The 24,111-nt window shown below is 56.2% G+C and carries 15 protein-coding genes and 3 rRNA genes; 13 read left to right on the plus strand and 5 right to left on the minus strand.

Annotated features, from left to right (window positions below; genetic code table 11):
* The first annotated feature begins 1 nt into the window (after position 1).
* The 11 genes from istB to ACQQZ8_RS00500 all read left to right on the plus strand — a co-directional run bounded on the left by istB (position 2) and on the right by ACQQZ8_RS00500 (position 16,344).
* Positions 2 to 781, plus strand: a complete 780-nt coding sequence (istB, locus tag ACQQZ8_RS00450) for an IS21-like element helper ATPase IstB (RefSeq protein WP_431710131.1) — start codon at positions 2 to 4, stop codon at positions 779 to 781.
* A gap of 432 nt (positions 782 to 1,213) precedes the next feature.
* Positions 1,214 to 1,414 carry a helix-turn-helix domain-containing protein gene (locus tag ACQQZ8_RS00455; protein WP_431710803.1) on the plus strand — a complete coding sequence of 67 codons (201 nt, stop codon included), beginning with the start codon at positions 1,214 to 1,216 and terminating at the stop codon, positions 1,412 to 1,414.
* Positions 1,411 to 2,613 (plus strand): type II toxin-antitoxin system HipA family toxin, encoded by a 1,203-nt coding sequence (locus ACQQZ8_RS00460; protein ID WP_431710804.1) that lies wholly within the window; start codon positions 1,411 to 1,413, stop codon positions 2,611 to 2,613. The genes ACQQZ8_RS00455 and ACQQZ8_RS00460 overlap by 4 nt, the downstream gene beginning before the upstream one ends.
* A gap of 1,153 nt (positions 2,614 to 3,766) precedes the next feature.
* A 16S ribosomal RNA gene (locus ACQQZ8_RS00465) occupies positions 3,767 to 5,292 on the plus strand.
* A gap of 559 nt (positions 5,293 to 5,851) precedes the next feature.
* A 23S ribosomal RNA gene (locus ACQQZ8_RS00470) occupies positions 5,852 to 8,989 on the plus strand.
* A gap of 152 nt (positions 8,990 to 9,141) precedes the next feature.
* Positions 9,142 to 9,258, plus strand: a 5S ribosomal RNA gene (gene rrf, locus ACQQZ8_RS00475).
* The 16S, 23S and 5S rRNA genes sit together here, the layout of an rRNA operon.
* 154 nt (positions 9,259 to 9,412) lie before the next feature.
* The gene (locus ACQQZ8_RS00480; protein ID WP_431710805.1) at positions 9,413 to 11,377 is read left to right on the plus strand and encodes a M13 family metallopeptidase; all 1,965 of its coding nucleotides are present in this window, start codon (positions 9,413 to 9,415) and stop codon (positions 11,375 to 11,377) included.
* A 116-nt stretch (positions 11,378 to 11,493) separates the two neighbouring features.
* Positions 11,494 to 13,014, plus strand: a complete 1,521-nt coding sequence (gene lysS, locus ACQQZ8_RS00485) for a lysine--tRNA ligase (protein WP_431710806.1) — start codon at positions 11,494 to 11,496, stop codon at positions 13,012 to 13,014.
* Complete coding sequence (locus ACQQZ8_RS00490) at positions 13,015 to 13,203, plus strand: hypothetical protein (protein WP_431710807.1); 189 nt, start codon at positions 13,015 to 13,017, stop codon at positions 13,201 to 13,203.
* A 119-nt stretch (positions 13,204 to 13,322) separates the two neighbouring features.
* On the plus strand, positions 13,323 to 13,643 hold the full coding sequence (locus tag ACQQZ8_RS00495; RefSeq protein WP_431710808.1) for a histone-like nucleoid-structuring protein Lsr2: 321 nt from the start codon (positions 13,323 to 13,325) through the stop codon (positions 13,641 to 13,643).
* Positions 13,644 to 13,830: 187 nt separating this feature from the next.
* On the plus strand, positions 13,831 to 16,344 hold the full coding sequence (locus ACQQZ8_RS00500; RefSeq protein WP_431710809.1) for an ATP-dependent Clp protease ATP-binding subunit: 2,514 nt from the start codon (positions 13,831 to 13,833) through the stop codon (positions 16,342 to 16,344).
* Positions 16,345 to 16,574: 230 nt separating this feature from the next.
* On the opposite strand, the gene ACQQZ8_RS00505 is transcribed toward ACQQZ8_RS00500, so the two are convergent.
* Entirely contained in the window at positions 16,575 to 17,804 is a 1,230-nt protein-coding gene (locus tag ACQQZ8_RS00505) for an MFS transporter (RefSeq protein WP_431710810.1), read from the minus strand.
* Positions 17,805 to 18,039: 235 nt separating this feature from the next.
* Between ACQQZ8_RS00505 and ACQQZ8_RS00510 the strand changes: the two genes are divergently transcribed.
* Positions 18,040 to 18,546, plus strand: a complete 507-nt coding sequence (locus ACQQZ8_RS00510; protein ID WP_431710811.1) for an amino-acid N-acetyltransferase — start codon at positions 18,040 to 18,042, stop codon at positions 18,544 to 18,546.
* A 67-nt stretch (positions 18,547 to 18,613) separates the two neighbouring features.
* On the opposite strand, the gene ACQQZ8_RS00515 is transcribed toward ACQQZ8_RS00510, so the two are convergent.
* A complete protein-coding gene (locus ACQQZ8_RS00515; protein ID WP_431710812.1) occupies positions 18,614 to 19,522 on the minus strand; it encodes an A/G-specific adenine glycosylase in 909 nt (302 codons plus the stop codon).
* An 86-nt stretch (positions 19,523 to 19,608) separates the two neighbouring features.
* Between ACQQZ8_RS00515 and ACQQZ8_RS00520 the strand changes: the two genes are divergently transcribed.
* Positions 19,609 to 20,217, plus strand: a complete 609-nt coding sequence (locus ACQQZ8_RS00520; RefSeq protein ID WP_431710813.1) for a hypothetical protein — start codon at positions 19,609 to 19,611, stop codon at positions 20,215 to 20,217.
* A gap of 4 nt (positions 20,218 to 20,221) precedes the next feature.
* Here ACQQZ8_RS00520 and disA read toward each other — a convergent pair whose 3' ends face one another.
* Genes disA through ACQQZ8_RS00535 form a run of 3 tightly spaced genes read right to left on the minus strand, consistent with a single transcriptional unit; the run spans position 20,222 to position 23,915 of the window.
* Positions 20,222 to 21,295, minus strand: a complete 1,074-nt coding sequence (gene disA / locus ACQQZ8_RS00525) for a DNA integrity scanning diadenylate cyclase DisA (RefSeq protein WP_431710814.1) — start codon at positions 21,293 to 21,295, stop codon at positions 20,222 to 20,224.
* 35 nt (positions 21,296 to 21,330) lie between these two features.
* The gene (radA, locus tag ACQQZ8_RS00530) at positions 21,331 to 22,722 is read right to left on the minus strand and encodes a DNA repair protein RadA (protein WP_431710815.1); all 1,392 of its coding nucleotides are present in this window, start codon (positions 22,720 to 22,722) and stop codon (positions 21,331 to 21,333) included.
* 59 nt (positions 22,723 to 22,781) lie between these two features.
* Positions 22,782 to 23,915 carry an FUSC family protein gene (locus ACQQZ8_RS00535; RefSeq protein ID WP_431710816.1) on the minus strand — a complete coding sequence of 378 codons (1,134 nt, stop codon included), beginning with the start codon at positions 23,913 to 23,915 and terminating at the stop codon, positions 22,782 to 22,784.
* Between the last annotated feature and the right edge of the window lie 196 nt (positions 23,916 to 24,111).

Raw genomic sequence — 24,111 nt, forward strand, 5'->3', positions numbered from 1 at the left:
AATGGTGATCAGCATCAATTCCGCACCACCGCTTCCAGAAGACCTCGAAGCCCAGTTCCGTGCCCTAAGGATGCCACACGCCCGCCTCGCGGCCCCCGAACTACTCGCCACGGCAAAGTCCCAGCGGTGGGAACCGGCCGAGGTGCTGCGGGCCTTACTTCAGGAGGAAACAACCGGCCGTTCCCGGTCGGTGATCGCTAGCAGGCGCAAAGCCGCAGGGTTTCCCACTGGGAAAACGTTCGATACATGGGATCCAACGCTTTCAACCATCCCGGTTGCGACGCAGCAGGCCTTACGAACTTTGGAATGGGTTCAGCGTGCGGAAAACCTTGTGCTGGCAGGCCCTTCTGGCACTGGTAAAACGTTCTTCCTCGAAGCGTTGGGGCAGCACGCGGTGGATGAAGGGCTGAAAGTTGCGTGGTTTACCCTTGAACGCCTTGCCGGGATCGTGCGCTCACACCGGGTCGACGCGTCAGTGAGCAAAGCCGTGGACAAGATTCTGCGTTCTGACCTGGTCATTATTGATGATATTGGGTTGTTACCGGTGCCTGAAGACGCTGCTGAAGCGCTTTACCGGGTGGTTGATGCCGCGTATGAGAAGAGCTCGGTAGCGATTTCCTCGAACTTGCACCCCGCGGGGTTTGACGAGTTGATGCCAAAGACTCTTGCTACCGCGACAGTGGACAGGTTGCTACACCATGCCCATATTTGCCAGACCAGTGGTGACTCGGTCCGACTGACTCAGGCGCTGGCCGGGGCGGGGGTGAGCGCGTTGCACTAGGACGAGTTCCCGGGGTGGACTGCTGTTGGTCACCGCCAGGCTGGAAATTACTTTCACAGTGGGCAGTGGTGGTGGCCGTCAGCGGGCAGTTTTGTTGGCCAATGGTGGGCATTTTTCGTGGCCGCCCGTGGGCAGAAACCAATGTCCCTTGACAGATGTCATCGTGTCAGCTGCGCGGCTCGCGGCGCGGTGATCCCGTTTGCTCAGCAAGCTCTGCGCTCCGAACGCGAAGGCTGCGACGAAAGAGGGATCAGTAGATACTCCCCGGAAAATCCGAACTTAGGCAGTTTATTGCCGATACATTTGCTTTAGGGTTGATTTCTTCCCCTTTTTCCAGCTCTTCGGCAGGATCTTGCCGAAGTGGGTGATCTCATGCATTATGGAACTTGAATCAACCAGAATCGGCGTTATCTTGCCGGGACGGGAGCGCGGATGAATTCGCTAAGTGATGTCGGGGCAGCCATTCAAACGTCGAGGAAAGAAAGTGGTCTGACTCAAGAGCAGCTAGCCGATCTTGCAGGGATTTCTGAACGTACGCTGCGTTCGATTGAATCCGGAAATGGCAATCCCTCCTTTGCTGCCGTTCTGGCTACTTTGAACGTGCTGGGTATCCGACTGCTGGTAGTGCCGTGAGCTCTAATTTCCAGGAACTGAAACTCGTATCGACAGCTGACGTATATCAGGACGGAAAGCTCGCTGGCCATCTGCGTAGACAGCCCGACGGTAGTGTTGAATTCTCTTACACCGTCGAATATCTTGCATCCGGCCGGAAGGGCATAGCATTTTCGCTACCGGCCTCGAACCCCACTTACAGTGTTCCGAGTGGCGGACTCCCCGCGTTCTTCTCGGGTCTTCTTCCCGAAGGCCACAGGCTCACCGTACTTAAGAATGCGGCTAAGACATCCCTATCTGATGAACTGACATTGCTAATGATCGTAGGTGCCGATACACCTGGCGATGTCAGTATTGTGCCATCCGGGCGGCCATTGACCTCTCCTCCAGTGGTCGCGGAAGTTCTTGACCCGGCTCAAATGGACTTTGCAGCCCTGTCGCGTACGTTGGATCTGCATTCATTGCCGGGGGTACAGGACAAGATCAGTGCCACAATGCTGACAACGCCGGTGGCAACGCGGGAATTCAACTATCTGCTCAAGCTAGATACTCAGGAGCATCCGCATCTGGTGGCCAACGAGCATCTTCATTTGGAAGGCGCCAAGAAACTCAAAATTCCAACAGCCAAGAGTGCGCTCTTGCGTGATAAGAACGGCGTAGAGGGGCTTCTTGTCGAACGCTTCGACCGGAGAATCGGAGCAGATCGCACGACGTTGACGCGCAGACGCCTCGAGGACGCGATGCAGGTGCTGAATCTGCCGCCGTCGGCCAAGTATTCGATATCATCCGAAGAAGTGTGCTTGGCATTGTCAGAGCATTGTCATGCCCCTTTGCTCGCGGTGAGAAACCTTTATCTGCAGTTCGTCTATGCGTGGCTGACGGGAAATGGGGATCTTCACGGGAAGAACGTGTCAATTCTGGCTGACGAGAGGGAGAGATTTTCGGTTGCTCCGGTCTATGACGTGCCGTGCACGCTTCTTTATGGAGATGACACGATGGCTTTGACGCTGGCTGGGAAGACCAAGAATCTCAAACGCAAGCATTGGGCACAGTTTGCTGGGGATCTAGGGCTCAATGAGCGGTCCGCTAATGCAGCAAATAAGCTGGCGCTCAATGCAGCCGGCTCTGTCGACTTGAACCAGCTACCAATAGACGGTTCACCATTGCGTGGTGCACAGCGGGAGTTAAGACATCGACGCTTCGAGCTGGAAGGGCAGTAGAAGAGTACTGTCCGTCCGTGGTGAGTGGGTAAGCGAGGCCGATACCTACGCACTGACCCTTTGCGAAGCACAGTAGGTCTATCGCGCCTACCGGGGAGCAGAGTTAGATCTCCGACCTTTGCGGCCTGCCCAATGGCGCGGTCTTGGAGTTCCTCCAAGATGACAACGAGCTATGGGATTTCGGCGCAGACAAATTTGGACGCCCGGTGCGGCGCTCGACCTGCGCAGCAGACGAGGCTCCACTCGAATGCTAAGGCGCCTGGCTCATCGATGCTTTGGAACGCTACCTACGAGCACTAAAAATATGAGAGTCCGTTCTCGATGAGGTGTGGATCCACAGTTGCGGCAAATCCAGACCATGCCCGAATGGCGTAACAGCCAGACCATGAGGATATGTGATGGGCGAGATGCGCCGTGCGCCCTTCAAAGCTGGGACCACCTAAACATTTGCAGGATGCAACTAGGGGGAAAGCGGTAGGCCTTTAGAAGAAGCCAGCGGCTACCGCAGCAGGGAGGACAGGACAAGATCGATGACTGAGACTTACTGTCGTACTGACCCTCCTTTGCTCCGCTTGCCTTTACAGTGAGTGTTACGACGAGCGGGAGAATCGCAGAGACTTCGGGCTCTTTGGATGGCAAATAATTAAGTGTGCACGGTCACCCCTGATAACCCGTCTACCGATTTGCGTGCCCCCTGAAACCTGTGTATAGTTTTTATCTGTTGCCGAACGGAACACGGGATCAAAACCGGAAGAAACAGGGCAACAAAAACCCCATCAAAACCCTGAAGAACACAGTTATCTGTGAAATCAATCAGGAACTAAATGGGGGAAGAATAGAAATTCAAATCACATGAAAATGAATTTGACTTTCAAATATTCTTCAAGATAAGATTTACAAAGAACGCCGGAAGAAATCATCACCTTGAATGTGGTTGATGAGGAACCGGAAAGTGTTTGTTGTTTGAGAACTCAATAGTGTGCCAAGTTTGTTGATACCGAATGTTTTTTGTTTGGTGAATACGAAACATTTTTTGCTTGAGGATGCCGCACCCCCGTGTGGTGTTTCTTGAGTGGTTTTTATTCGCCAGGACTACATCAACGTTGTGGTTCCCTGATTTTCCTTGGGGGGCTTGTTGGTGGCTTTTTATTTTTTTATGGAGAGTTTGATCCTGGCTCAGGATGAACGCTGGCGGCGTGCTTAACACATGCAAGTCGAACGATGAAGCCTAGCTTGCTGGGTGGATTAGTGGCGAACGGGTGAGTAACACGTGAGTAACCTGCCCCTGACTTCGGGATAAGCCTGGGAAACTGGGTCTAATACCGGATATCACTTCCTGCCGCATGGTGGGTGGTTGAAAGATTTATCGGTTGGGGATGGACTCGCGGCCTATCAGCTTGTTGGTGAGGTAATGGCTCACCAAGGCGACGACGGGTAGCCGGCCTGAGAGGGTGACCGGCCACACTGGGACTGAGACACGGCCCAGACTCCTACGGGAGGCAGCAGTGGGGAATATTGCACAATGGGCGAAAGCCTGATGCAGCGACGCCGCGTGAGGGATGACGGCCTTCGGGTTGTAAACCTCTTTCAGTAGGGAAGAAGCGTAAGTGACGGTACCTGCAGAAGAAGCGCCGGCTAACTACGTGCCAGCAGCCGCGGTAATACGTAGGGCGCGAGCGTTATCCGGATTTATTGGGCGTAAAGAGCTCGTAGGCGGTTTGTCGCGTCTGCCGTGAAAGACCAGGGCTCAACCCTGGTTCTGCGGTGGGTACGGGCAGACTAGAGTGATGTAGGGGAGACTGGAATTCCTGGTGTAGCGGTGAAATGCGCAGATATCAGGAGGAACACCGATGGCGAAGGCAGGTCTCTGGGCATTTACTGACGCTGAGGAGCGAAAGCATGGGGAGCGAACAGGATTAGATACCCTGGTAGTCCATGCCGTAAACGTTGGGCACTAGGTGTGGGGGACATTCCACGTTTTCCGCGCCGTAGCTAACGCATTAAGTGCCCCGCCTGGGGAGTACGGCCGCAAGGCTAAAACTCAAAGGAATTGACGGGGGCCCGCACAAGCGGCGGAGCATGCGGATTAATTCGATGCAACGCGAAGAACCTTACCAAGGCTTGACATGTTCCAGACCGGGCTAGAGATAGTCCTTCCCTTCGGGGCTGGTTCACAGGTGGTGCATGGTTGTCGTCAGCTCGTGTCGTGAGATGTTGGGTTAAGTCCCGCAACGAGCGCAACCCTCGTTCCATGTTGCCAGCGGGTTATGCCGGGGACTCATGGGAGACTGCCGGGGTCAACTCGGAGGAAGGTGGGGATGACGTCAAATCATCATGCCCCTTATGTCTTGGGCTTCACGCATGCTACAATGGCAGGTACAATGGGTTGCGATACTGTGAGGTGGAGCTAATCCCTAAAAGCCGGTCTCAGTTCGGATTGGGGTCTGCAACTCGACCCCATGAAGTCGGAGTCGCTAGTAATCGCAGATCAGCAACGCTGCGGTGAATACGTTCCCGGGCCTTGTACACACCGCCCGTCAAGTCACGAAAGTTGGTAACACCCGAAGCCGATGGCCTAACCACCTTGTGTGGGGGGAGTCGTCGAAGGTGGGACTGGCGATTGGGACTAAGTCGTAACAAGGTAGCCGTACCGGAAGGTGCGGCTGGATCACCTCCTTTCTAAGGAGCTAACCATTATTTGGTTGCTCATGCCAGACACGAGTGTTGTTTGGGTGGGTTGCTCATGGGTGGAATATCAATGAACTCAACACTGGGAAACATGCGCCGTTGGTGGTGTGTGGGTGTTGGCTGTGGCTGTGTCGCATTGTTTGCTTGTGAGTACGCATGATCGTCCCTGTTGGGGTGGTGGTGTGGGAAAGCGGGTGAGGGGTGTGGTGTGGTTTGTGTGGTTTGGCATGCTGTTGGGTTTTGAGGCAACAAGCTTTCATGGCCCCCCTTTTTTGTTGTGTCTGGTTTTGACTGGGTGCTGGGGGGTTGTGCTGGTTTTGGTGTGGCCTTGTCCTGTGTCTTTGAGATTATTGCCCCGGTTGTGGGTGGTGGTTTTGGGGGTGTGGGGTTGTTGTTTGGGAACTGTATAGTGAACGCGAGCATCTTATAGAACGAGATGAGTTGCATGGGCCTGTTGTCGCGGGTTTGTGTGATGTTTGAGTCTTGTTTTGTGATTTTGTTGATTGTTTTGTTGCTCAATTATTTTTGAGGCTTTTTGCAAAGTGTTTTGTTGAAAGTTTTTAAGGGCGCACGGTGGATGCCTTGGCATCAGGAGCCGATGAAGGACGTGGGAATCTGCGATAAGCCTGGTGGAGTCGATAACCGGACGTTGAGGCCAGGATTTCCGAATGGGGAAACCCCGCACCATGTTATGTGGTGTGACCCGTGACTGAATGTATAGGTTGCGTGGAGGGAACGCGGGGAAGTGAAACATCTCAGTACCCGCAGGAAGAGAAAACAATAGTGATTCCGTTAGTAGTGGCGAGCGAACGCGGATGGGGCTAAACCGGTTGGTGTGTGATAGCGGATAGGCGTTGCATCATCGGGGTTGTGGGGCTTATATGTGCTGACTCTATCTAGTTGGCGGAGCGAGGTGCGGGCGTATAGGTGAATCGGTTGGAATGCCGGACCAGAGAGGGTGATAGTCCCGTAGGTGTAATGCGTGTCTGCCGTTCTTGTATAGGTGCCCGAGTAGCACGGGGCTCGAGGAATCCCGTGTGAATCTGCCAGGACCACCTGGTAAGCCTGAATACTACCTGATGACCGATAGTGAATCAGTACCGTGAGGGAATGGTGAAAAGTACCCCGGGAGGGGAGTGAAATAGTACCTGAAACCGTGTGCTTACAAACCGTTAGAGCATGGGCTTGTCCTGTGTGATGGCGTGCCTTTTGAAGAATGAGCCTGCGAGTTAGTGCTGTGTCGCGAGGTTAACCCGTGTGGGGTAGTCGTAGCGAAAGCGAGTCTGAATAGGGCGTTTGAGTGGCACGGTCTAGACCCGAAGCGAAGTGATCTACCCATGGCCAGGTTGAAGCGCGTGTAAGAGCGTGTGGAGGACCGAACCCACTTCAGTTGAAAATGGAGGGGATGAGCTGTGGGTAGGGGTGAAAGGCCAATCAAACTTCGTGATAGCTGGTTCTCCCCGAAATGCATTTAGGTGCAGCGTTGCGTGTTTCTTACTGGAGGTAGAGCTACTGGATAGGCGATGGGCCCTACAAGGTTACTGACCTTAGCCAAACTCCGAATGCCGGTAAGTGAGAGCGTAGCAGTGAGACTGTGGGGGATAAGCTTCATAGTCGAGAGGGAAACAGCCCAGAACGCCAACTAAGGCCCCTAAGCGTGTGCTAAGTGGAAAAGGATGTGGAGTTGCTGTGACAACCAGGAGGTTGGCTTAGAAGCAGCCACCCTTGAAAGAGTGCGTAATAGCTCACTGGTCAAGTGATTCCGCGCCGATAATGTAGCGGGGCTCAAGCACACCGCCGAAGTTGCGTCATTCAAACATGTCATAGGCCTTTGTGGTCCAGTGGTTTGGATGGGTAGGGGAGCGTCGTGTGGCCGGTGAAGCCGCGGTGGAAACCAGTGGTGGAGGCTACACGAGTGAGAATGCAGGCATGAGTAGCGAATGACGGGTGAGAAACCCGTCCGCCGAATGATCAAGGGTTCCAGGGTCAAGTTAATCTGCCCTGGGTTAGTCGGGACCTAAGGCGAGGCCGACAGGCGTAGTCGATGGACAACGGGTTGATATTCCCGTACCGGCGAAGGACCGCCCATACTGAGCAGTTGATGCTAACCACCTCCAATCATTGCGTACGGCGCCCTTGTGGTGTTGTTGTGGTGTGCGGGGCTGGGAACCGAGGCTGTGAGGTCAGCGTATTAACAGGTGTGACGCAGGAAGGTAGCCGAGCCAGGCAATGGAATTGACCTGGTCCAAGGGTGTAGGAAGAACGGTAGGTAAATCCGCTGTTCATGTTTCTGAGACCTGATAGGCGCCCACTTTGGTGGGTGATTTGGTGATCCTATGCTGCCTAGAAAAGCATCGGCGTGAGGTCCCAGTCCGCCCGTACCCGAAACCGACACAGGTGATCAGGTAGAGAATACCAAGGCGATCGAGAGAATCATGGTTAAGGAACTCGGCAAAATGCCCCCGTAACTTCGGAAGAAGGGGGGCCTGCCCCGTGAAGAGGACTTGCTCCTTGGAGGCGGGTGTGGGCCGCAGAGACCAGTGGGAAGCGACTGTTTACTAAAAACACAGGTCCGTGCGAAGTCGCAAGACGATGTATACGGACTGACTCCTGCCCGGTGCTGGAAGGTTAAGAGGACTGGTTAGCAGTAATGCGAAGCTAAGAATTTAAGCCCCAGTAAACGGCGGTGGTAACTATAACCATCCTAAGGTAGCGAAATTCCTTGTCGGGTAAGTTCCGACCTGCACGAATGGAGTAACGACTTCCCAGCTGTCTCAACCATGAACTCGGCGAAATTGCAGTACGAGTAAAGATGCTCGTTACGCGCAGCAGGACGGAAAGACCCCGAGACCTTTACTATAGTTTGGTATTGGTGTTCGGTGCAGCTTGTGTAGGATAGGTGGGAGACTGTGAAGCTTGGACGCTAGTTCAGGTGGAGTCATCGTTGAAATACCACTCTGGCTGTACCGGTCACCTAACTTCGGACCATGATCTGGTTCAGGGACAGTGCCTGATGGGTAGTTTAACTGGGGCGGTTGCCTCCTAAAGAGTAACGGAGGCGCCCAAAGGTTCCCTCAGCCTGGTTGGCAATCAGGTGTTGAGTGTAAGTGCACAAGGGAGCTTGACTGTGAGAGTGACAGCTCGAGCAGGGACGAAAGTCGGGACTAGTGATCCGGCGGCACCGTGTGGAAGGGCCGTCGCTCAACGGATAAAAGGTACCTCGGGGATAACAGGCTGATCTTGCCCAAGAGTCCATATCGACGGCATGGTTTGGCACCTCGATGTCGGCTCGTCGCATCCTGGGGCTGGAGTAGGTCCCAAGGGTTGGGCTGTTCGCCCATTAAAGCGGTACGCGAGCTGGGTTTAGAACGTCGTGAGACAGTTCGGTCCCTATCCGCTGCGCGCGTTGGAAATTTGAGAAGGGCTGTCCTTAGTACGAGAGGACCGGGACGGACGAACCTCTGGTGTGTCAGTTGTACTGCCAAGTGCATCGCTGATTAGCTACGTTTGGAAGGGATAACCGCTGAAAGCATCTAAGCGGGAAGCCTGCTTCGAGATGAGATTTCCATGCACCCTTGTGGTGTGAGAGGCCCCCAGCTAGACCACTGGGTTGATAGGCAGGATGTGGAAGCAAGGACTGAAGACTTGTGTAGCTGACCTGTACTAATAGGCCGATGACTTATCAACACCAACAAAACACCCGACCCTGTGGGTTGGGTAGACAAGATTTTTTGTGTGTTCGCGTTCACTATATGGTTACGAGATAACAACCTCATCAATCACACGCAAGTGTGGTTGCGGGGTTTGGTTGCATTATTGTGTTTGTTGTTTCGAGGCTGTTACGGCGGTCATAGCGTGGGGGAAACGCCCGGTCCCATACCGAACCCGGAAGCTAAGGCCCATTGCGCCGATGGTACTGCACTCGTGAGGGTGTGGGAGAGTAGGACACCGCCGGACTATTATTGTGGTTTGAGGCCCTGATACTTGTGTGTCAGGGCCTCACCCATTTAAGCCTTCGGCGCATCATTGCGCACCTAGGATTACAGGTACCCTCGTTCTGACTAGAGTAGCTATAGAGAGTTATTTTCCGGTCTACTCAGGGAGTATCTAGGTGAGCGCGCAGACATTAAAGTACCGTGACGAGTCCATTCGTCCGCAAGACGACCTGTACCGAAATGCCAATGGCAAATGGTTTGATACGGCTTCAATCCCCAGCGATCAGGGTCTCTACGGTTCTTTCATGGAATTGCGTGATGAAGCTGAGGCTGCCGTTCACGCGATCATTGAACAGACTGTCGAGGCGGTCGCTGCTGGTACTGCGAAGAATGCCGCTGAAACCCGAATTGCGCACCTCTATGGCAGTTTCATGAATGAGGAACTGATTGAGAGCAAGGGGCTGGACCCGGTTCGCGATTACCTGCAGTCCATCGCTGACGCACAGAGCATTGAGCAATTGATTGAACTGTCGGGAAGCTTCTACCGGAAGGGTGTTAGTAGCTTCCTACAATCCGGTGCCATGAATGATGCTGGAAACCCAGAGCGAAACCTGCTCACCTTCCTGCAGGGTGGTCTGGGGCTGCCTGACGAATCTTACTATCGTGAAGAGCAGTTCGCGCAGACCGTCACCGATTACCAAGAACATGTGGCCCGCCTGCTGGGACTGGGTGAACAGGCTGATGCCCAAGCCGCCGCAGAACGGGTTGTGGAGCTGGAAAAGGTCATTGCCGCTCACCACTGGGACCGCGTCAAAGTACGCGATGCGCAAGCCCGGTATAACTTGATGACTCGTGAGCAGGTCCTTGAACTCTTCCCCCAGCTCGAGCTTTGGCTAAAGGGCGCCGGTATCGAGCAACAGTACTTCGAAGAAGTGGTGCTATGGCAGCCTAGCTACTTTGCCGCGCTATCTAAAGCTCTGCAGGAACAGCCGCTTAGTGCGTGGAAAGCATGGCTGACTCTTCAGGTACTGCGCTCTTTCGCTTCCTACCTCTCCAGCGATTTCGTCAACGAAAACTTCTCCTTCTACTCCGCACGCCTGGGCGGGGTGGAGACGCTCAAGGAACGCTGGAAGCGTGGTGTGGCCTTCACCGAAGGTGCGGTGGGTGAAGACATTGGGCAGCTGTACGTCGCTAAACACTTCCCACCGCAGGCTAAGGACGCCATGGATCACTTGGTTGAGCGTCTGATCCAGGCCTACCGAGATTCCATTAGTACCCTGCCATGGATGGGCGCGGCAACCATTGAGAAGGCCTTGGAGAAGCTTTCGATGTTCCGGCCGAAGATCGGCTACCCGAATGAGTGGATCGATTACTCAAGTATTGAAACCGATCCGCACGATGTGATCGCTAATCTTGCCGCTGCCAACGAGTTTGAATTCAAGCGAGAACTCAAGAAGATCGACGACGGTGTGGACCGCGAACTGTGGTTTATGTATCCACAGACGGTCAATGCTTACTACCACCCGCTGTTGAATGAGATCGCCTTCCCCGCGGCGATTCTGCGACTTCCGTTCTTTGATGTGGACCGTGACATTGCGTCGAACTTTGGTGCCATCGGCGCGGTGATCGGCCACGAAATCGGGCACGGTTTCGACGATCAGGGATCGCAGTATGACGGTACCGGCGAGTTGAAAAACTGGTGGACGGCCGAGGACCGTGAAGCCTTTGAGAAGCTAACCGGCAAGCTCGTTGAACAGTACGAAGCGCTCTCCCCAACCGAGGCACCGGAACACCAGGTCAATGGAAAACTGACCCTCGGCGAAAACATTGGCGATCTTGGCGGCTTAGGTATCGCGTACAAGGCCTACAAGCTGGAGCTCGCGGCCCGCGGTATCGAGACTGACGAGGTAATCGATGGTGTCACCGGCGATCAGCGCTTCTTCTACGCGTGGGCCGAATGCTGGCGTACGTTGATTCGTCCGGAGACCGCGGTAATCCGCGTTACTACCGACCCGCATTCCCCGGGCGAGTTCCGTTGCAACCAGGTGCCGAAGAATCTGACTGCTTTCCACGAAGCCTTCGACACCAAACCAGGCGACGGAATGTGGCTAGATCCGGCTGATCGCGTCGAAATCTGGTGATCCGAGCCGCAGGCGGGCATCAATGATGCCCGCCTGCGGCGCTTAACTCACCGAATCTGGTGAGTCCGATCATGAAGCACCCACAACCACGGCCGTGACACGTAGAATGGTGTACTGTGACTTCCCTAGATAATTCCCCTGCAGCAGACAGCACGAACACTAACGACCAGCGTCAGGTCCGCATGAATAAGCGCGCCGAGCTGCTCGCCCGCGGCGAGGAAGCCTACCCGGTCGGAGTACCACGTACCCATAGCTTGGAACAGGTTCGTGCACAGTACCCGGATCTGGAACCAGACACCGCTACTGGGGCGATTGTCGGGGTTGTCGGTCGAATCGTTTTTATGCGCAACACCGGAAAGCTGTGCTTTGCCACCCTGCAGGAAGGGGGGCCGCAGGGCGCCGGCACGCGTCTGCAGGTCATGCTGTCACTGGCCAACATCGGTGAAGAGCGTCTGGCCGATTGGAAAGCACTGGTCGACCTTGGTGACCACGTCTTTGTCAGCGGTGAAGTGATCTCATCGCGTCGTGGTGAGCTATCCATTATGGCGACCGAATTCCAGATGGCGTCCAAGGCCCTGCGTCCGCTTCCGGTACTGCACGCAGACCTGAACGAAGAGACTCGGGTGCGGCAGCGTTACGCCGACCTGATCGTGCGCAATGAAGCACGTGAAATGATCTACAAGCGTGCCGCCATTGTACGTGCGGTGCGTCGTACTCTAGAGGATCACAACTACGTCGAGGTGGAAACCCCGATGTTGCAGCTCATCCACGGCGGTGCCTCGGCGCGACCATTCCAAACCCACCTCAATGCCTTCGATCAGGATATGACGTTGCGCATTGCCACCGAGCTGTACCTCAAGCGTTGCGTTGTCGGTGGTGTCGATCGCGTCTTCGAGCTAGGACGTATTTTCCGTAATGAAGGCGTGGATTCTACCCACTCACCAGAGTTCACCACGCTGGAAAGCTACGAAGCCTATGCCGATCAATTCGTGATGGCCGATCGCATTAAGGAAATTATCCTCAACGCCGCTGACGCCATTGGCGCTGGCCGCCAGATCGAAACTTCCAAGGGAACCATCAACCTTGACGGTGAATGGCGTTGGCTCGGTGTCTACCCTGGGCTTTCGGAAGCGGTAGGCGAAGAAATCACCCCGGAAACCACGGCTGAGAAATTGCGTGAGATTGCGCAGAAGCACGAGGTCAAGATCGACCCGGCGTGGGGAGCCCAGAAGCTGGTCATCGAATTGTTTGGTGAAATCGTGGAACCAACGCTGATCGACCCGACCTTTGTCTACGATTATCCACCGCTGGCGCAGCCATTGGCCCGGCCACACCGTGAGAACCCCGATGTCATTGAAGCTTGGGATTTGATTATTGGCGGGATGGAACGCGGAACGGCGTTTACCGAGCTGATTGACCCAGTAATTCAACGCGAACGCTTGACCGAACAATCGCTCATGGCTGCCGGTGGCGACCCCGAAGCCATGCAATTAGATGAGGACTTCCTGCGCGCACTGGAGTACGGTGCTCCGCCAATGGGCGGAATTGGCTTGGGCATTGACCGTTTGGTTATGCTCTTCACCGATGTGGGAATTCGCGAAACGATCCTTTTCCCTTTGCTGAAGCCGGAGGCATAAATGCCATATGTAGAAGCCCTATTGCCGACTATCGTTGTTGCATTGATTTTCTGGTACGTCATCAAAGCAGTCATGAATGCTGACCGCGCCGAACGTCAAGCGGAAGCCGAAGCGGATAAAAAATTAGTCCTTGATTCTACTTCTGGAGAATTAAAATCACAGGATAATAAATCCCAACCTGAAAATTAGGTATGAATTGAGCAATTAATGCATATCTAAAAGTATTTGTTAGATATGATGTATCTACAGCAGATCTGATGTTATAAATTCTTTGGGTCTAAAGCATTACCAGCACGGAGGATAATAACGTGGCACGCCAGGTCCAGATTGCATTAATTGACGATATTGATGGCGGGGAAGCAACCGAATCTATTTCTTTTAGTGTTGGTTCCGACCATTATGAGATGGATCTCAACGATCAGAATGCGGAGAAATTCCGCGCCGCGTTGGCGCCTTTTATCGAGGTGGCGCGCAATTCGAAGCAGGCGTCCAGCGGTGAGGCGCCAGCGATTCGAGCGTGGGCTAAGGAAAACAACATTAAGGTTAACGCCCGTGGTCGGCTGAATGCCGATGTGGTTGAGGCCTATCAGGCAGCACAGCGCAAGGGCGGGCGAAGCCGCGCTCGCTAAGAATACTGCCGGGTAAGTCAATTTGGCTGGAAGAGGTCGAGGTGTATATACCTCGACCTCTTCCGTTTCTGCGCCACTAAAGAATTGGCGGTAGCGTGCTTATCGGTTATCCCTGTGGCGAACAAGGCAGATTCCTGAGCCGATGATGCGTAGCATCGAATTATTGGTAAGCAAGGAGTGTGCCGCAATGTTTGAGAGATTTACCGACCGTGCCCGTCGCGTTGTCGTGCTCGCCCAAGAAGAGGCGCGCATGCTCAACCACAACTACATTGGCACCGAGCACCTGCTGCTCGGCCTGATTCACGAAGGCGATGGTGTCGCGGCTAAGGCGCTGGAATCGCTGAACATTTCGCTAGGAGCCGTCCGCGAGCAGGTCCAGGAAATCATCGGCAAGGGCCAGCAGGCTCCTTCCGGCCACATTCCGTTCACTCCGCGCGCCAAGAAGGTTTTGGAACTTTCGCTGCGCGAAGCACTGCAGCTGGGACATAACTACATTGGCACCGAGCACATCCTGCTGGGGCTGATCCGTGAGGGTGAGGGCGTTGCCGCGCAGGTGCTGGTAAAGCTCGGCGCCGATCTGGGCCGGGTGCGTCAGCAGGTTATCCAGTTGCTCTCCGGATACCAAGGTGGCAAGGACACCGCGTCCGCTGGTGTCAGCTCCGGCGGTCAGAGCGAAGGCACCCCGGCTGGCTCGGCCGTTCTGGACCAGTTTGGTCGTAACCTCACCGCGGCAGCCCGCGAAGGTAAGCTTGACCCGGTCATTGGCCGTGAGCATGAGATGGAACGCGTCATGCAGGTCCTCTCTCGCCGCACCAAGAACAACCCAGTACTCATTGGCGAACCAGGCGTCGGTAAGACCGCCGTGGTCGAGGGACTCGCCCAGTCGATCGTGCGTGGCGATGTTCCTGAAACCATCAAGGACAAGCAGCTTTACACCTTGGATCTAGGTTCGCTGGTTGCCGGTTCACGTTACCGCGGTGACTTCGAAGAGCGCCTGAAGAAGGTACTGAAGGAAATTCGCACTCGCGGTGACATCATCCTGTTCATCGACGAAATCCACACTCTCGTGGGTGCCGGTGCCGCTGAAGGCGCCATCGATGCCGCCAGCATTCTCAAGCCAATGCTCGCTCGCGGTGAACTGCAGACCATCGGTGCGACCACCTTGGATGAGTACCGCAAGAACATTGAGAAGGACGCAGCTCTTGAGCGTCGTTTCCAGCCGATCCAGGTCAAGGAACCATCGGTTGAACTGACCACTCAGATTCTGCGCGGACTGCGTGACCGCTACGAGGCACATCACCGTGTCTCGATTACCGATGGTGCCTTGCAGGCCGCATCGCAGCTGGCTCACCGCTATATTTCCGACCGCTTCCTGCCGGATAAGGCAGTGGACCTGATCGACGAGGCCGGTGCTCGACTGCGCATTCAGCGCATGACCGCACCCCCTGCTCTGAAGGAAATGGACGAGGAGATCGCCACTGTCCGTTTGGAGAAGGAAGCAGCCATCGACGCGCAGGACTTTGAGGGCGCGGCTTCCTTGCGCGACAAGGAGTCGAAGCTGATTGAAGCGCGCAACGAGAAGGAAAAAGCCTGGCGCAACGGTGACATGGACGAAATCGCCGAGGTCACTGAGGAGCTCATTGCTGAGGTCCTAGCGAACTCCACCGGTATCCCGGTTGTGAAGCTGACCGAGGAAGAGTCCACGCGTCTGCTGAACATGGAAGATGAGCTGCACAAGCGAGTTATCGGCCAGGATTCAGCGATCAAGGCTATTTCTCAGGCCATCCGTCGAACCCGTGCAGGGCTGAAGGATCCAAACCGTCCAGGTGGCTCCTTCATCTTCGCCGGTCCGACCGGCGTAGGAAAGACCGAGCTAGCCAAGGCGCTGGCCGAGTTCCTCTTCGGTGAGGAAGACGCACTGATCACCCTGGATATGTCCGAATACTCGGAGAAGCACACCGTTTCCCGACTTTTCGGTGCCCCTCCGGGCTACGTAGGCTACGAAGAAGGCGGACAGCTGACCGAGAAGGTACGCCGTCGTCCGTTCTCCGTAGTGCTCTTCGACGAAGTCGAAAAGGCCCACGCGGACCTGTTCAACTCATTGCTGCAGATTCTGGAAGACGGCCGTTTGACCGACTCACAGGGCCGAGTGGTGGACTTCAAGAACACCATTATCATCATGACCACCAACCTCGGTACCCGGGATATTTCCAAGGGTGTGATGACCGGCTTCCAGTCCTCGGCCGATACCCGTACCGGTTACGAGCGGATGCAGGCCAAGGTTCAGGAAGAGCTGCGCCAGCATTTCCGTCCAGAGTTCCTGAACCGTGTCGATGACATCGTGGTCTTCCCGCAGCTGAGCCAGGAAGAAATCGAAGAGATCGTGGATCTGTTCGTCGGTCGTTTGGCCAAGCGTCTACACGAGCGCGGAATGACCATCGAACTGTCCGATGCCGCGCGGACCGTTCTAGCGACCCGGGGCTACGATCCCGCCATGGGTGCACGTCCCTTGCGCCGGACGATTCAGCGTGAGATCGAGGATCAGCTCTCCGAGCGAATCCTGTTCGGTCAGATTCTGACCGGCCAGCACATTCACGTGGATGTCGAAGGTGAAGCCGGGGCGGAGAAGTTCACCTTCCGCGCCGAAGGCGGCACCGGACAGCTTGAAGGCGAGCCAGCACCGGCTGCGCTAGAGGGCTAAACAAGCAACGCCTACGGGCGGTGGCCGAGAATTTTATTCTTGGCCACCGCCCGTAGGCGTTTAATTGATTTCTTCGTCAGCAATCAAACAACTGTGAAGAGCACCGCTTGATATGGCTGCTAACCGAAGCGGGTACAGCTACCTGAGAGCGAGTGCCATAAGCGGCAGTGGGGTTTGCTTCGCTCTCGGAGGCGACTTGAGCCAAAGATCTCGTAGGTCAAGCCCGATCACTAGAGTTCAGCCCAGGAACGATTTCCACGCCGCCAGACGAGAAACAGTCCTAGGAACATGCAGCAGAGATAAATCCCGGTCACTGCCACCCAGCCCGCGCTAAATCCGCCGGAGGAACCAACCAGTACACCCATTAGGACCGGTCCAAGAGTAAATCCCGCAAACTGCCCTGCGGTAACGATGCCACTGGCGCTGCCTAAGCGGGAAGCTGGGATCACCCGGAGCAGAGCTGCCATCAAAACTACCGAGACCCCCAGAGCCGAAGCACCATGTAGCGCCACCGCAAGCCATAACAAGACCGCGGAATCTAGCTGCTGAGCAAGTAGGAAGCTGATCCCTCCACCGGTAGCCATGGATGCGAGCAAGAGGAGCAACTTAGGTGCAGAGATTCCCCGGGACATTAGCGCTCCCCAACCGACTCGTGCACTGACACCAATGATGCCAGCCACCGCAGCGGTGAAACCGCCGGCGACCAAGGAAAAATCCAGTTCACGAACCGCAAAGAGCGGCAGATAGACATTGGTTGCTTGTACCCCGGCGCCGTTAATAAACCCGAAGGTGCTCAACCCGAAGATAAAGAATCGTGTTGAGGTGTCTTTAGGTAGTGCGGTCGCTGAACTTTGAGTTTTGCTACCAGTGCGGGTCGGCAACGGCAGGAGTGGAACCGAGGAAACAACGCGTATGGCAAGGATGCCGAGAATAACGGCTAGCAAAGCGCCGAAGATATTGGCCCCGTGCCACCCGACCCAGGCCGCTAACAACGGGAAACCGATACTGCCAACGAGTTGCGAAACCTGCACACCGGACTGTTTCACGCCCGTCCACGTAATCCTTTGCTCCGTCGGAACCCGTTGAGCAAGGATCCGATTGGTCACGCCATTGGCAAAGGACTGCGCGAGCCCCGATAGTGCTGCGGCGATTAGCAGTAACCAATAACCGCCAGGGATCGCGGCAACTGCCATGGATAGAGCGGCAATCCCGAAGATTAGACTCAGTAAGCGCAGATCCGCACTTCTGTCAGTGAACCTGCCCAAAGCAGCGTTTCCCACGGCAGCAAACGCAAAACAGGCGGTGGCAAGCAAACCAAATTGTGCCTCATCAATACCCAGATCCCGAATGATCAGGTCGCTGGTCGCGCTCAGACCATAGTTGAGCAGCGGGGCGATCCCTACGGCGCTGAGCAAGATAGCTAACAGGCCGAACCCGGACTTGCGCGATGAAGTGTGCATGGCTCTAAGTCTCTCAGAGTCACGCCAGCGAAGTGTCGCCATCTGCTTCCTAACGCACCGGCAGATGAGCCTGACGACGGGTAAAGAAACCGCGCAGCGACCGTGAGTCGGACGAGAGCAACATTATGCGTCATCGTCCGTGACGGGGAGGGTGTTAGCAACGGATCTAAGCTTTATGCAGAAATACCGCTTCAAAGTGGTCTATTGCTGCACTGCGGAGGCATAGGATCGGAAGGTGAGTTCTTTTATCGTTCGCCCAGCCCGCACCAGCGACGTTCATGGCATTCGTGATCTTGTCCGGCCACTTGCCGAACAGCGAATTCTGTTGGATAAGGAAGCAGTGACCTACTACGAATCCATCCAAGAGTTCGTTGTCGCCGAGGACTCTGCCGGGAACTTGATCGGCTGCGGTGGTCTCCACGTGATCTGGGAAGACATCGCCGAGGTGCGAACTCTTGCCACAGCCCCGCAATGGTTGGGCAAGGGAGTGGGTAAAGCACTCATCAGAGAGTTGATCCGCCGTGGCCAAGACCTAGGAGTTAAACGAATTTTCTGTTTGACCTTCGAGGTTGAGTTCTTTGAACGCAACGGCTTCAGCGTGATGGCAGATCAAAGTGCAGTGGATCCGGAAGTTTATGCCGAGTTGCTGCATTCACGTGATGAAGGTGTGGCAGAGTTCCTCGACCTGGCAAGAGTCAAACCCAATACGCTGGGTAACACTCGCATGATCCTCAACTTCTAAAAACCGCTGACGACCCACCACCCGTCAGCGCGCCCGGACCCTTCGGAAGCGACTGGGTTTCCACTGACTAGCTTGGTAGCCGAATGCCGTCGGATTCTTCTGTCGCGAGCCCATCGGCTAAGAGACCGGCAAGGGCACGTTCGCGTTGCTCCAGCGGGGAGTCCAAAGACTGTAAACCGATAAAGATGGGTTCTTGTTGGGTGGCTAGGTCGCTCAAGAAAGCGCTAGGCGCAAGTAACCCATCGGTGTCACGCAGAATGGCCATCATCGCCCCACGCACCTGCCGGTCAGTTCCCTGCCAAGCCTGTCCCTTGGGCTTGTAATGTGGAGGCGGTTGCCCAGCCGCAATCCACGCACAGTGCTCAAACACCGGGCACTGCTCGCATTTGGGGCTACGTGCGGTACAAACCAAGGCACCCAACTCCATCACGGAAATATTCCAGGTCACCGCGGTGGCTAAATCTTCGGGCTGAACCTGACGCGCACGGACGAACTCGCTGGCTCGCGGATTGGGCTCCGGTAGCGCTGCGCCTCCAAAGAGCCGGGCATGAACCCGCCGAATATTGGTATCTACCACCACAGTGGGTTGCCCGAAGGCGAAGCAAGCGACGGCCGCGGCGGTATAGTCACCAACCCCGGGCAACGCCAAGAGCTGTTGTTCACTGGTCGGGACCTCGCCGTTGTACTCGGTGGTGATTTCTACGGCAGCCGCGTGTAACCGCACCGCACGGCGTGGGTAACCAAGACGTCCCCAGGCTTTAATAGCCTCAGAAACCGGTTCCGCCGCCAGATCTTGTGGTCGCGGCCAGCGTTCCATCCACTCGGTCCACACCGGAAGGACACGAACTACGGGGGTCTGCTGCAACATGAATTCACTGACCAACACCGCCCAACCCGAGACGTGGGGCTCACGCCACGGCAGTTGCCGGGCGTTAGTTTGATACCACTGGTTGATCAGGTGATGGATTTGCTGCACCTGACCACTGTATGTCGAGCCACCACAGGGGTGATAATTACCGTGAAATCAACGGGAAGTAACGGGGAATGAACTAGCCTTATGCCATGAGCAATTCACCGTCCGGCCGACTACCAGCTAGCGTCTATCGACGCCGGCGGATTACTGTTGCGGTTATCGCACTGCTAGTGATAGGTCTGCTGGGTTGGGGAATCTATGCGGCGATTGGAGCGCTGAGCTCGGAACCCGAGAATGGGTCGGCACCAGATCGTGAAGAAGTGCAACAGACGCTGCCAGCCCCATCGGCAACGGTAAACGAACAACCGGACGGAATCTGTAACCCCGATCAAATCGAAGTTACCGCCAGCACAGATCAGAATTCCTATACGGCGGACAAGAGCCCGGTGCTGATCATGCAGATCAAGAATACATCCGAGGCGGAGTGCAAAGTCAACGTCGGAACCACCGAGCAAGAGTTCCGCGTTATGAGTGGATCGGACCGGATTTTCTCTACTTCCGACTGTGCGGCCGAAGGTGAAGAAGTACTCCTAGATTTTAAACCTGGACAGCAGGAAGAAGCCCGGTTCACCTGGACACGTGAGCGTTCTGCTCCCGGATGTAAACCGGTCAATGTGCAGCCACGACCTGGAACCTACCGTTTCACCGCAGTTCTGGGAGAGGTTGAATCCGAGCCCAGCTCCTTCAACCTAGAGTAGCGCGCTACAGATATCGGTCCAGCAACGAGGACTCAGCCATCCGAGCTAACCCCTCGCGGATTGATCGCGCCCGTTGCTCACCGATCCCTTCAACATCCATCAATTCATTAGTGGATGCGGCCATCAAAAGTTGCAGGTCGTTGAAATTTTCTACGAGGCGTTCGCCAATGGCTCTTGGCAAAGTCCGGATCATCGAAAGCATCCTGAACCCGCGGGGGGTCAGCGGATCATCGAGGCCCACTCCGCCGTGCGGAGCCAACACCTTGAGCAGTGCATCAAGTTCAATGAGCAGGGCGTCCGGGATAAGTTCAAGACGGTTTAGCGCCGCCTGGGGATCTTGCTCCGCCCCGGCCAACGCCGGGTAGTCACGGAGCACCAACTGGTTATCGGTTTTGATACCAGCCAAGAGCTCGGCATGCTGTGCAGCTAACAACCGCCCGTCGGCGCCGAGTTCAAGAACATGGCGGGAAATATCCTCGCTGGTACGGCGAACCATTTCGGTGCGCTGCAGGACTGCCAAAACCTCGCGGACGGTGGCCGCGTCTTCAATCTCCGCCGCGGTTAGCGCGCTGGTCACCTGATCCAACCGGTGCCGGTAGCGTTCCAAGGTGGCAATGGCCTGATTCCCCCGGACCAGAAGCCGCTCACTAGTTTCCAGCACGTGGCGCTCGCCGGCGGCATAGAGCGTGATGGTCTGCATCGAAGCGGACACCGCAACGACCGGAAAACCGGTTTGTACCGCCACCCGTTCGGCGGTGCGGTGTCGGGTGCCGGACTCCGCAGTTTGGATTTTCGCGTCGGGCATCAACTGCACCCCGGCCTGCAGGATTTGCTGGCCAGACTCATCACAAATGATTGCCCCGTCCATTTTGGCGAGTTCCCTTAGCCGCGTGGGGGAGAACGCGATGTCAATCCCGAAGCCGCCGGAACAGATGGACTCAACGACCTCATCATGGCCCAAGACGATCAGCGCGCCAGTACGTCCGCGTTGAATCCGTTCCAGCCCCTCGGCCAGTTCGGTACCCGGAGCAATGCGAGCCAAAGTGGCCAAGAGTTCTGCTGAGGGATGTAGTTGCACCGACTATTCCTTTCAGGGCAAGCGATTGCTCTATCTTATCCCGTCGGCTTCTGCCGCTGAGTGAAGGCCAGATCCAGCGCCTCGGCAATCGACTCGACCTGAAAAACCCGGATGCCCGCAGGAATGTTCTTCAAAGGTTGTGGGGTGGCCGGAACCATCGCGAAGGAAAAGCCCAGTCTTGCCGCCTCAGTAACGCGACGGGAGATCTCTGGTACCTGGCGAACCTCACCGGCCAGCCCCACCTCGCCGAATGCCACGAAATCTTGCGGTAGTGGGAAATCATGCATCGAAGAGGCCAGTGCTAGCGTGCAGGCTAAGTCGGCGGCTGGCTCGGAGAGTTTGACCCCACCCACTGTGGCCAAGTAGGAATCCATCCCGGATAGATCCATCCGGGCGCGAGCCTGCAACACGGCCAACACCATTTGTGTGCGAGAAGCGTCGAGCCCGCTCACGGCGCGGCGGGGCGCCGGTCCCGCGGTGCGTGATAACAAGGATTGAACTTCGGCGACCAGTGGTCGGCGACCTTCCAGTGTCACCGTGATACACGTTCCTGGGACCGGGTGCTTAGTGCGTGTGATGAACAGCCGAGAGGGATCGGTGAGCGATTCGATACCGTCTTCGGTCAAATCGAAGCAACCCACTTCATCGGTGGGACCATAACGGTTCTTCAATGCGCGTAGTAACCGTAACCGGGAGTGTTTCTCACCGTCGAACTGGCACACCACATCCACGAGGTGTTCGAGTAGGCGGGGACCAGCGACCGAACCTTCCTTGGTGACATGTCCAACCATAATGGTGGTCATGGCCCGGGTTTTCGCAGCATTAATAATTGCGGCTGCCACCTCGCGGACCTGAGATACACCACCGGAGGCACCGTCCACCTCGGCGCTGGAGAAGGTCTGCACCGAGTCCAAAATCAATAACTGCGGATCAATTTCGGAGATTTGCCCGAGCGCGAGAGCAAGATCCGTTTCCGCGGCCAAGTACAGTGAATCGGCCACCGCATTAATTCGTTCGGCGCGAGACTTCACCTGCGGAGCTGATTCCTCACCGGTCAGATAGAGCACCCGCAAGCCACTGCGGGCAGCCTTCGCGGCCACATCAAGTAGTAGCGTAGATTTACCCACCCCGGGCTCACCGGCCAACAGTATGGCCGCAGCGGGCACCAGACCGCCACCCAATACCCGGTCCAATTCGGAAACACCGCTGGAGCGAAAAGCCGCTTGAGAAGCATCGATCTCGGCGATTGGTTGGGCGGGATTCGCTACCCGTGCCGCCGGGACGGTGCGTGCGGAAACCACGCCGACTTCCTCCACGCTGCCCCAGGCCTGACATTCGCCGCAGCGGCCCACCCATTTGGCGGTGGTCCAGCCGCATTCGGAACAGCGGAAATTGCTGGCAGTTTTGGTACGGGAGGTCTTACTCATGGATTAATCCTAGCTACCTGCGCCGACAGATCCGGGCTGGCAGCCCGCGGGCCGTCGGTTCAGTTCATCAGTCGCGGCAGTGGGGCAACTGCTTCATCGTGATCATTTCCGGCCGCCTCTAGGAGATCGACGAGTAACGGACGCAGCAGTAGCACTAGACCTTCACCCTGCATCCCGGCGATACCCATTTGGCGGGGGTCTAATTGGCCGGCGCAGTCCTCTAATTGGCGGCGAGCCAGCCGTTCGTATTTGCGTTGCCCGGCCACGGTGGGTTCGCGTACCGAATGCGCCAGCGTATTGACCGCCTCGGAGAGTTCGCGTAACAGCGCGGAGATCTGCTCGGCCCCCTCGGGCGCCAGCGCACTCTGACTGAGCACCGCGGCCAGCCGCCGCACGAATACTCGCAGGTTTCGCGCGGCCAGATCGAATTTCTCTTGACGTTGGGCCAGCCGTCGAATCTCGTGTCTGTGCCGCCGCTGGGTTGGCGCGAAGGTGGAGACCTCTAAGGCGGTGGAAAAGGCTTGCGGCAGCTTGTCCATATGCCGTTGCGTGGCGCGCGCCTTGACCAGAGCATGGAAGGCCGACCGGTGGTCATCATCGCGTACCGCCCAAGAGCATTCCAAAAGTACCTCGCCCAGTTCGCGCAGCAGATCGTTGAGCGCGGTGACCGGGGTACGCCGCGAATCGGTGGGAAGTAAGGCCATCAGCAGGATCGCCAGACTGGCTCCCAGCACCGCGTCAAGGGAACGGGAGAAGGGCCCATCAACGGACAATGGCATCAGCACCACCAGCGCGGACTGCATCCCTAGCTGGGTGGAGAAGATCGGCCCGGAATTCAGGTAACGGGCCACCAACAGACTCAACGACATCACGGCGGCAGCCTGCCACAAGCCACGGCCCCACCATTGCATCAAAAAGTCGCCTAAGGCGACCCCGAGGGTGCAGCCCAGCGCCACCTCCAACACCTTGCGCATGGTGGTGGAAGCCCCGAAACCGGAGGCGATCAACGCGCTGGTGGCCGCAAAGATCGGTTGGGTGTGCCCGAAAAGGACTTCGGCCACCCAATAGGCGCCGATGGCGGCAATGGTCATTCGAATGATGCGCGGCAGCGAGTTTCGGGCACGGGTGAACCCCACCTTATTCCGCTGGCGCACAAATTGACGTGCGCGTTTGAACTTCGCTGCACTGGCCATAATTCCCAGTTTTACATGGAGTTCGCGGCACAGTTCAAAACCGCCGTCACAAATCTGTGACTGACTTCACGGCGTTTCGCGCCGTTGTTTACCTTGCGTTCACTTTCGCCGGGGAATCTCGTTACCTGCCCTCCTTAGGCTCAAATCAGACACCAAGCCACTATGGCTGTCATCCACACGCTCTAAACATTCCTGA

The sequence above is a fragment of the Glutamicibacter uratoxydans genome (assembly GCF_050753455.1).
In the GTDB taxonomy this organism is placed as follows: Bacteria; Actinomycetota; Actinomycetes; order Actinomycetales; family Micrococcaceae; genus Glutamicibacter; species Glutamicibacter uratoxydans_A.

Bases quoted from the DNA above. Each gene is read 5' to 3' on its own strand.
- istB (WP_431710131.1), top strand. From the start codon at position 2: ATGGTGATCAGCATCAATTCCGCACCACCGCTTCCAGAAGACCTCGAA.
- ACQQZ8_RS00455 (WP_431710803.1), top strand. From the start codon at position 1,214: ATGAATTCGCTAAGTGATGTCGGGGCAGCCATTCAAACGTCGAGGAAA.
- ACQQZ8_RS00490 (WP_431710807.1), top strand. From the start codon at position 13,015: ATGCCATATGTAGAAGCCCTATTGCCGACTATCGTTGTTGCATTGATT.
- ACQQZ8_RS00500 (WP_431710809.1), top strand. From the start codon at position 13,831: ATGTTTGAGAGATTTACCGACCGTGCCCGTCGCGTTGTCGTGCTCGCC.
- ACQQZ8_RS00505 (WP_431710810.1), bottom strand. From the start codon at position 17,804: ATGCACACTTCATCGCGCAAGTCCGGGTTCGGCCTGTTAGCTATCTTG.
- ACQQZ8_RS00520 (WP_431710813.1), top strand. From the start codon at position 19,609: ATGAGCAATTCACCGTCCGGCCGACTACCAGCTAGCGTCTATCGACGC.
- radA (WP_431710815.1), bottom strand. From the start codon at position 22,722: ATGAGTAAGACCTCCCGTACCAAAACTGCCAGCAATTTCCGCTGTTCC.
- ACQQZ8_RS00535 (WP_431710816.1), bottom strand. From the start codon at position 23,915: ATGGCCAGTGCAGCGAAGTTCAAACGCGCACGTCAATTTGTGCGCCAG.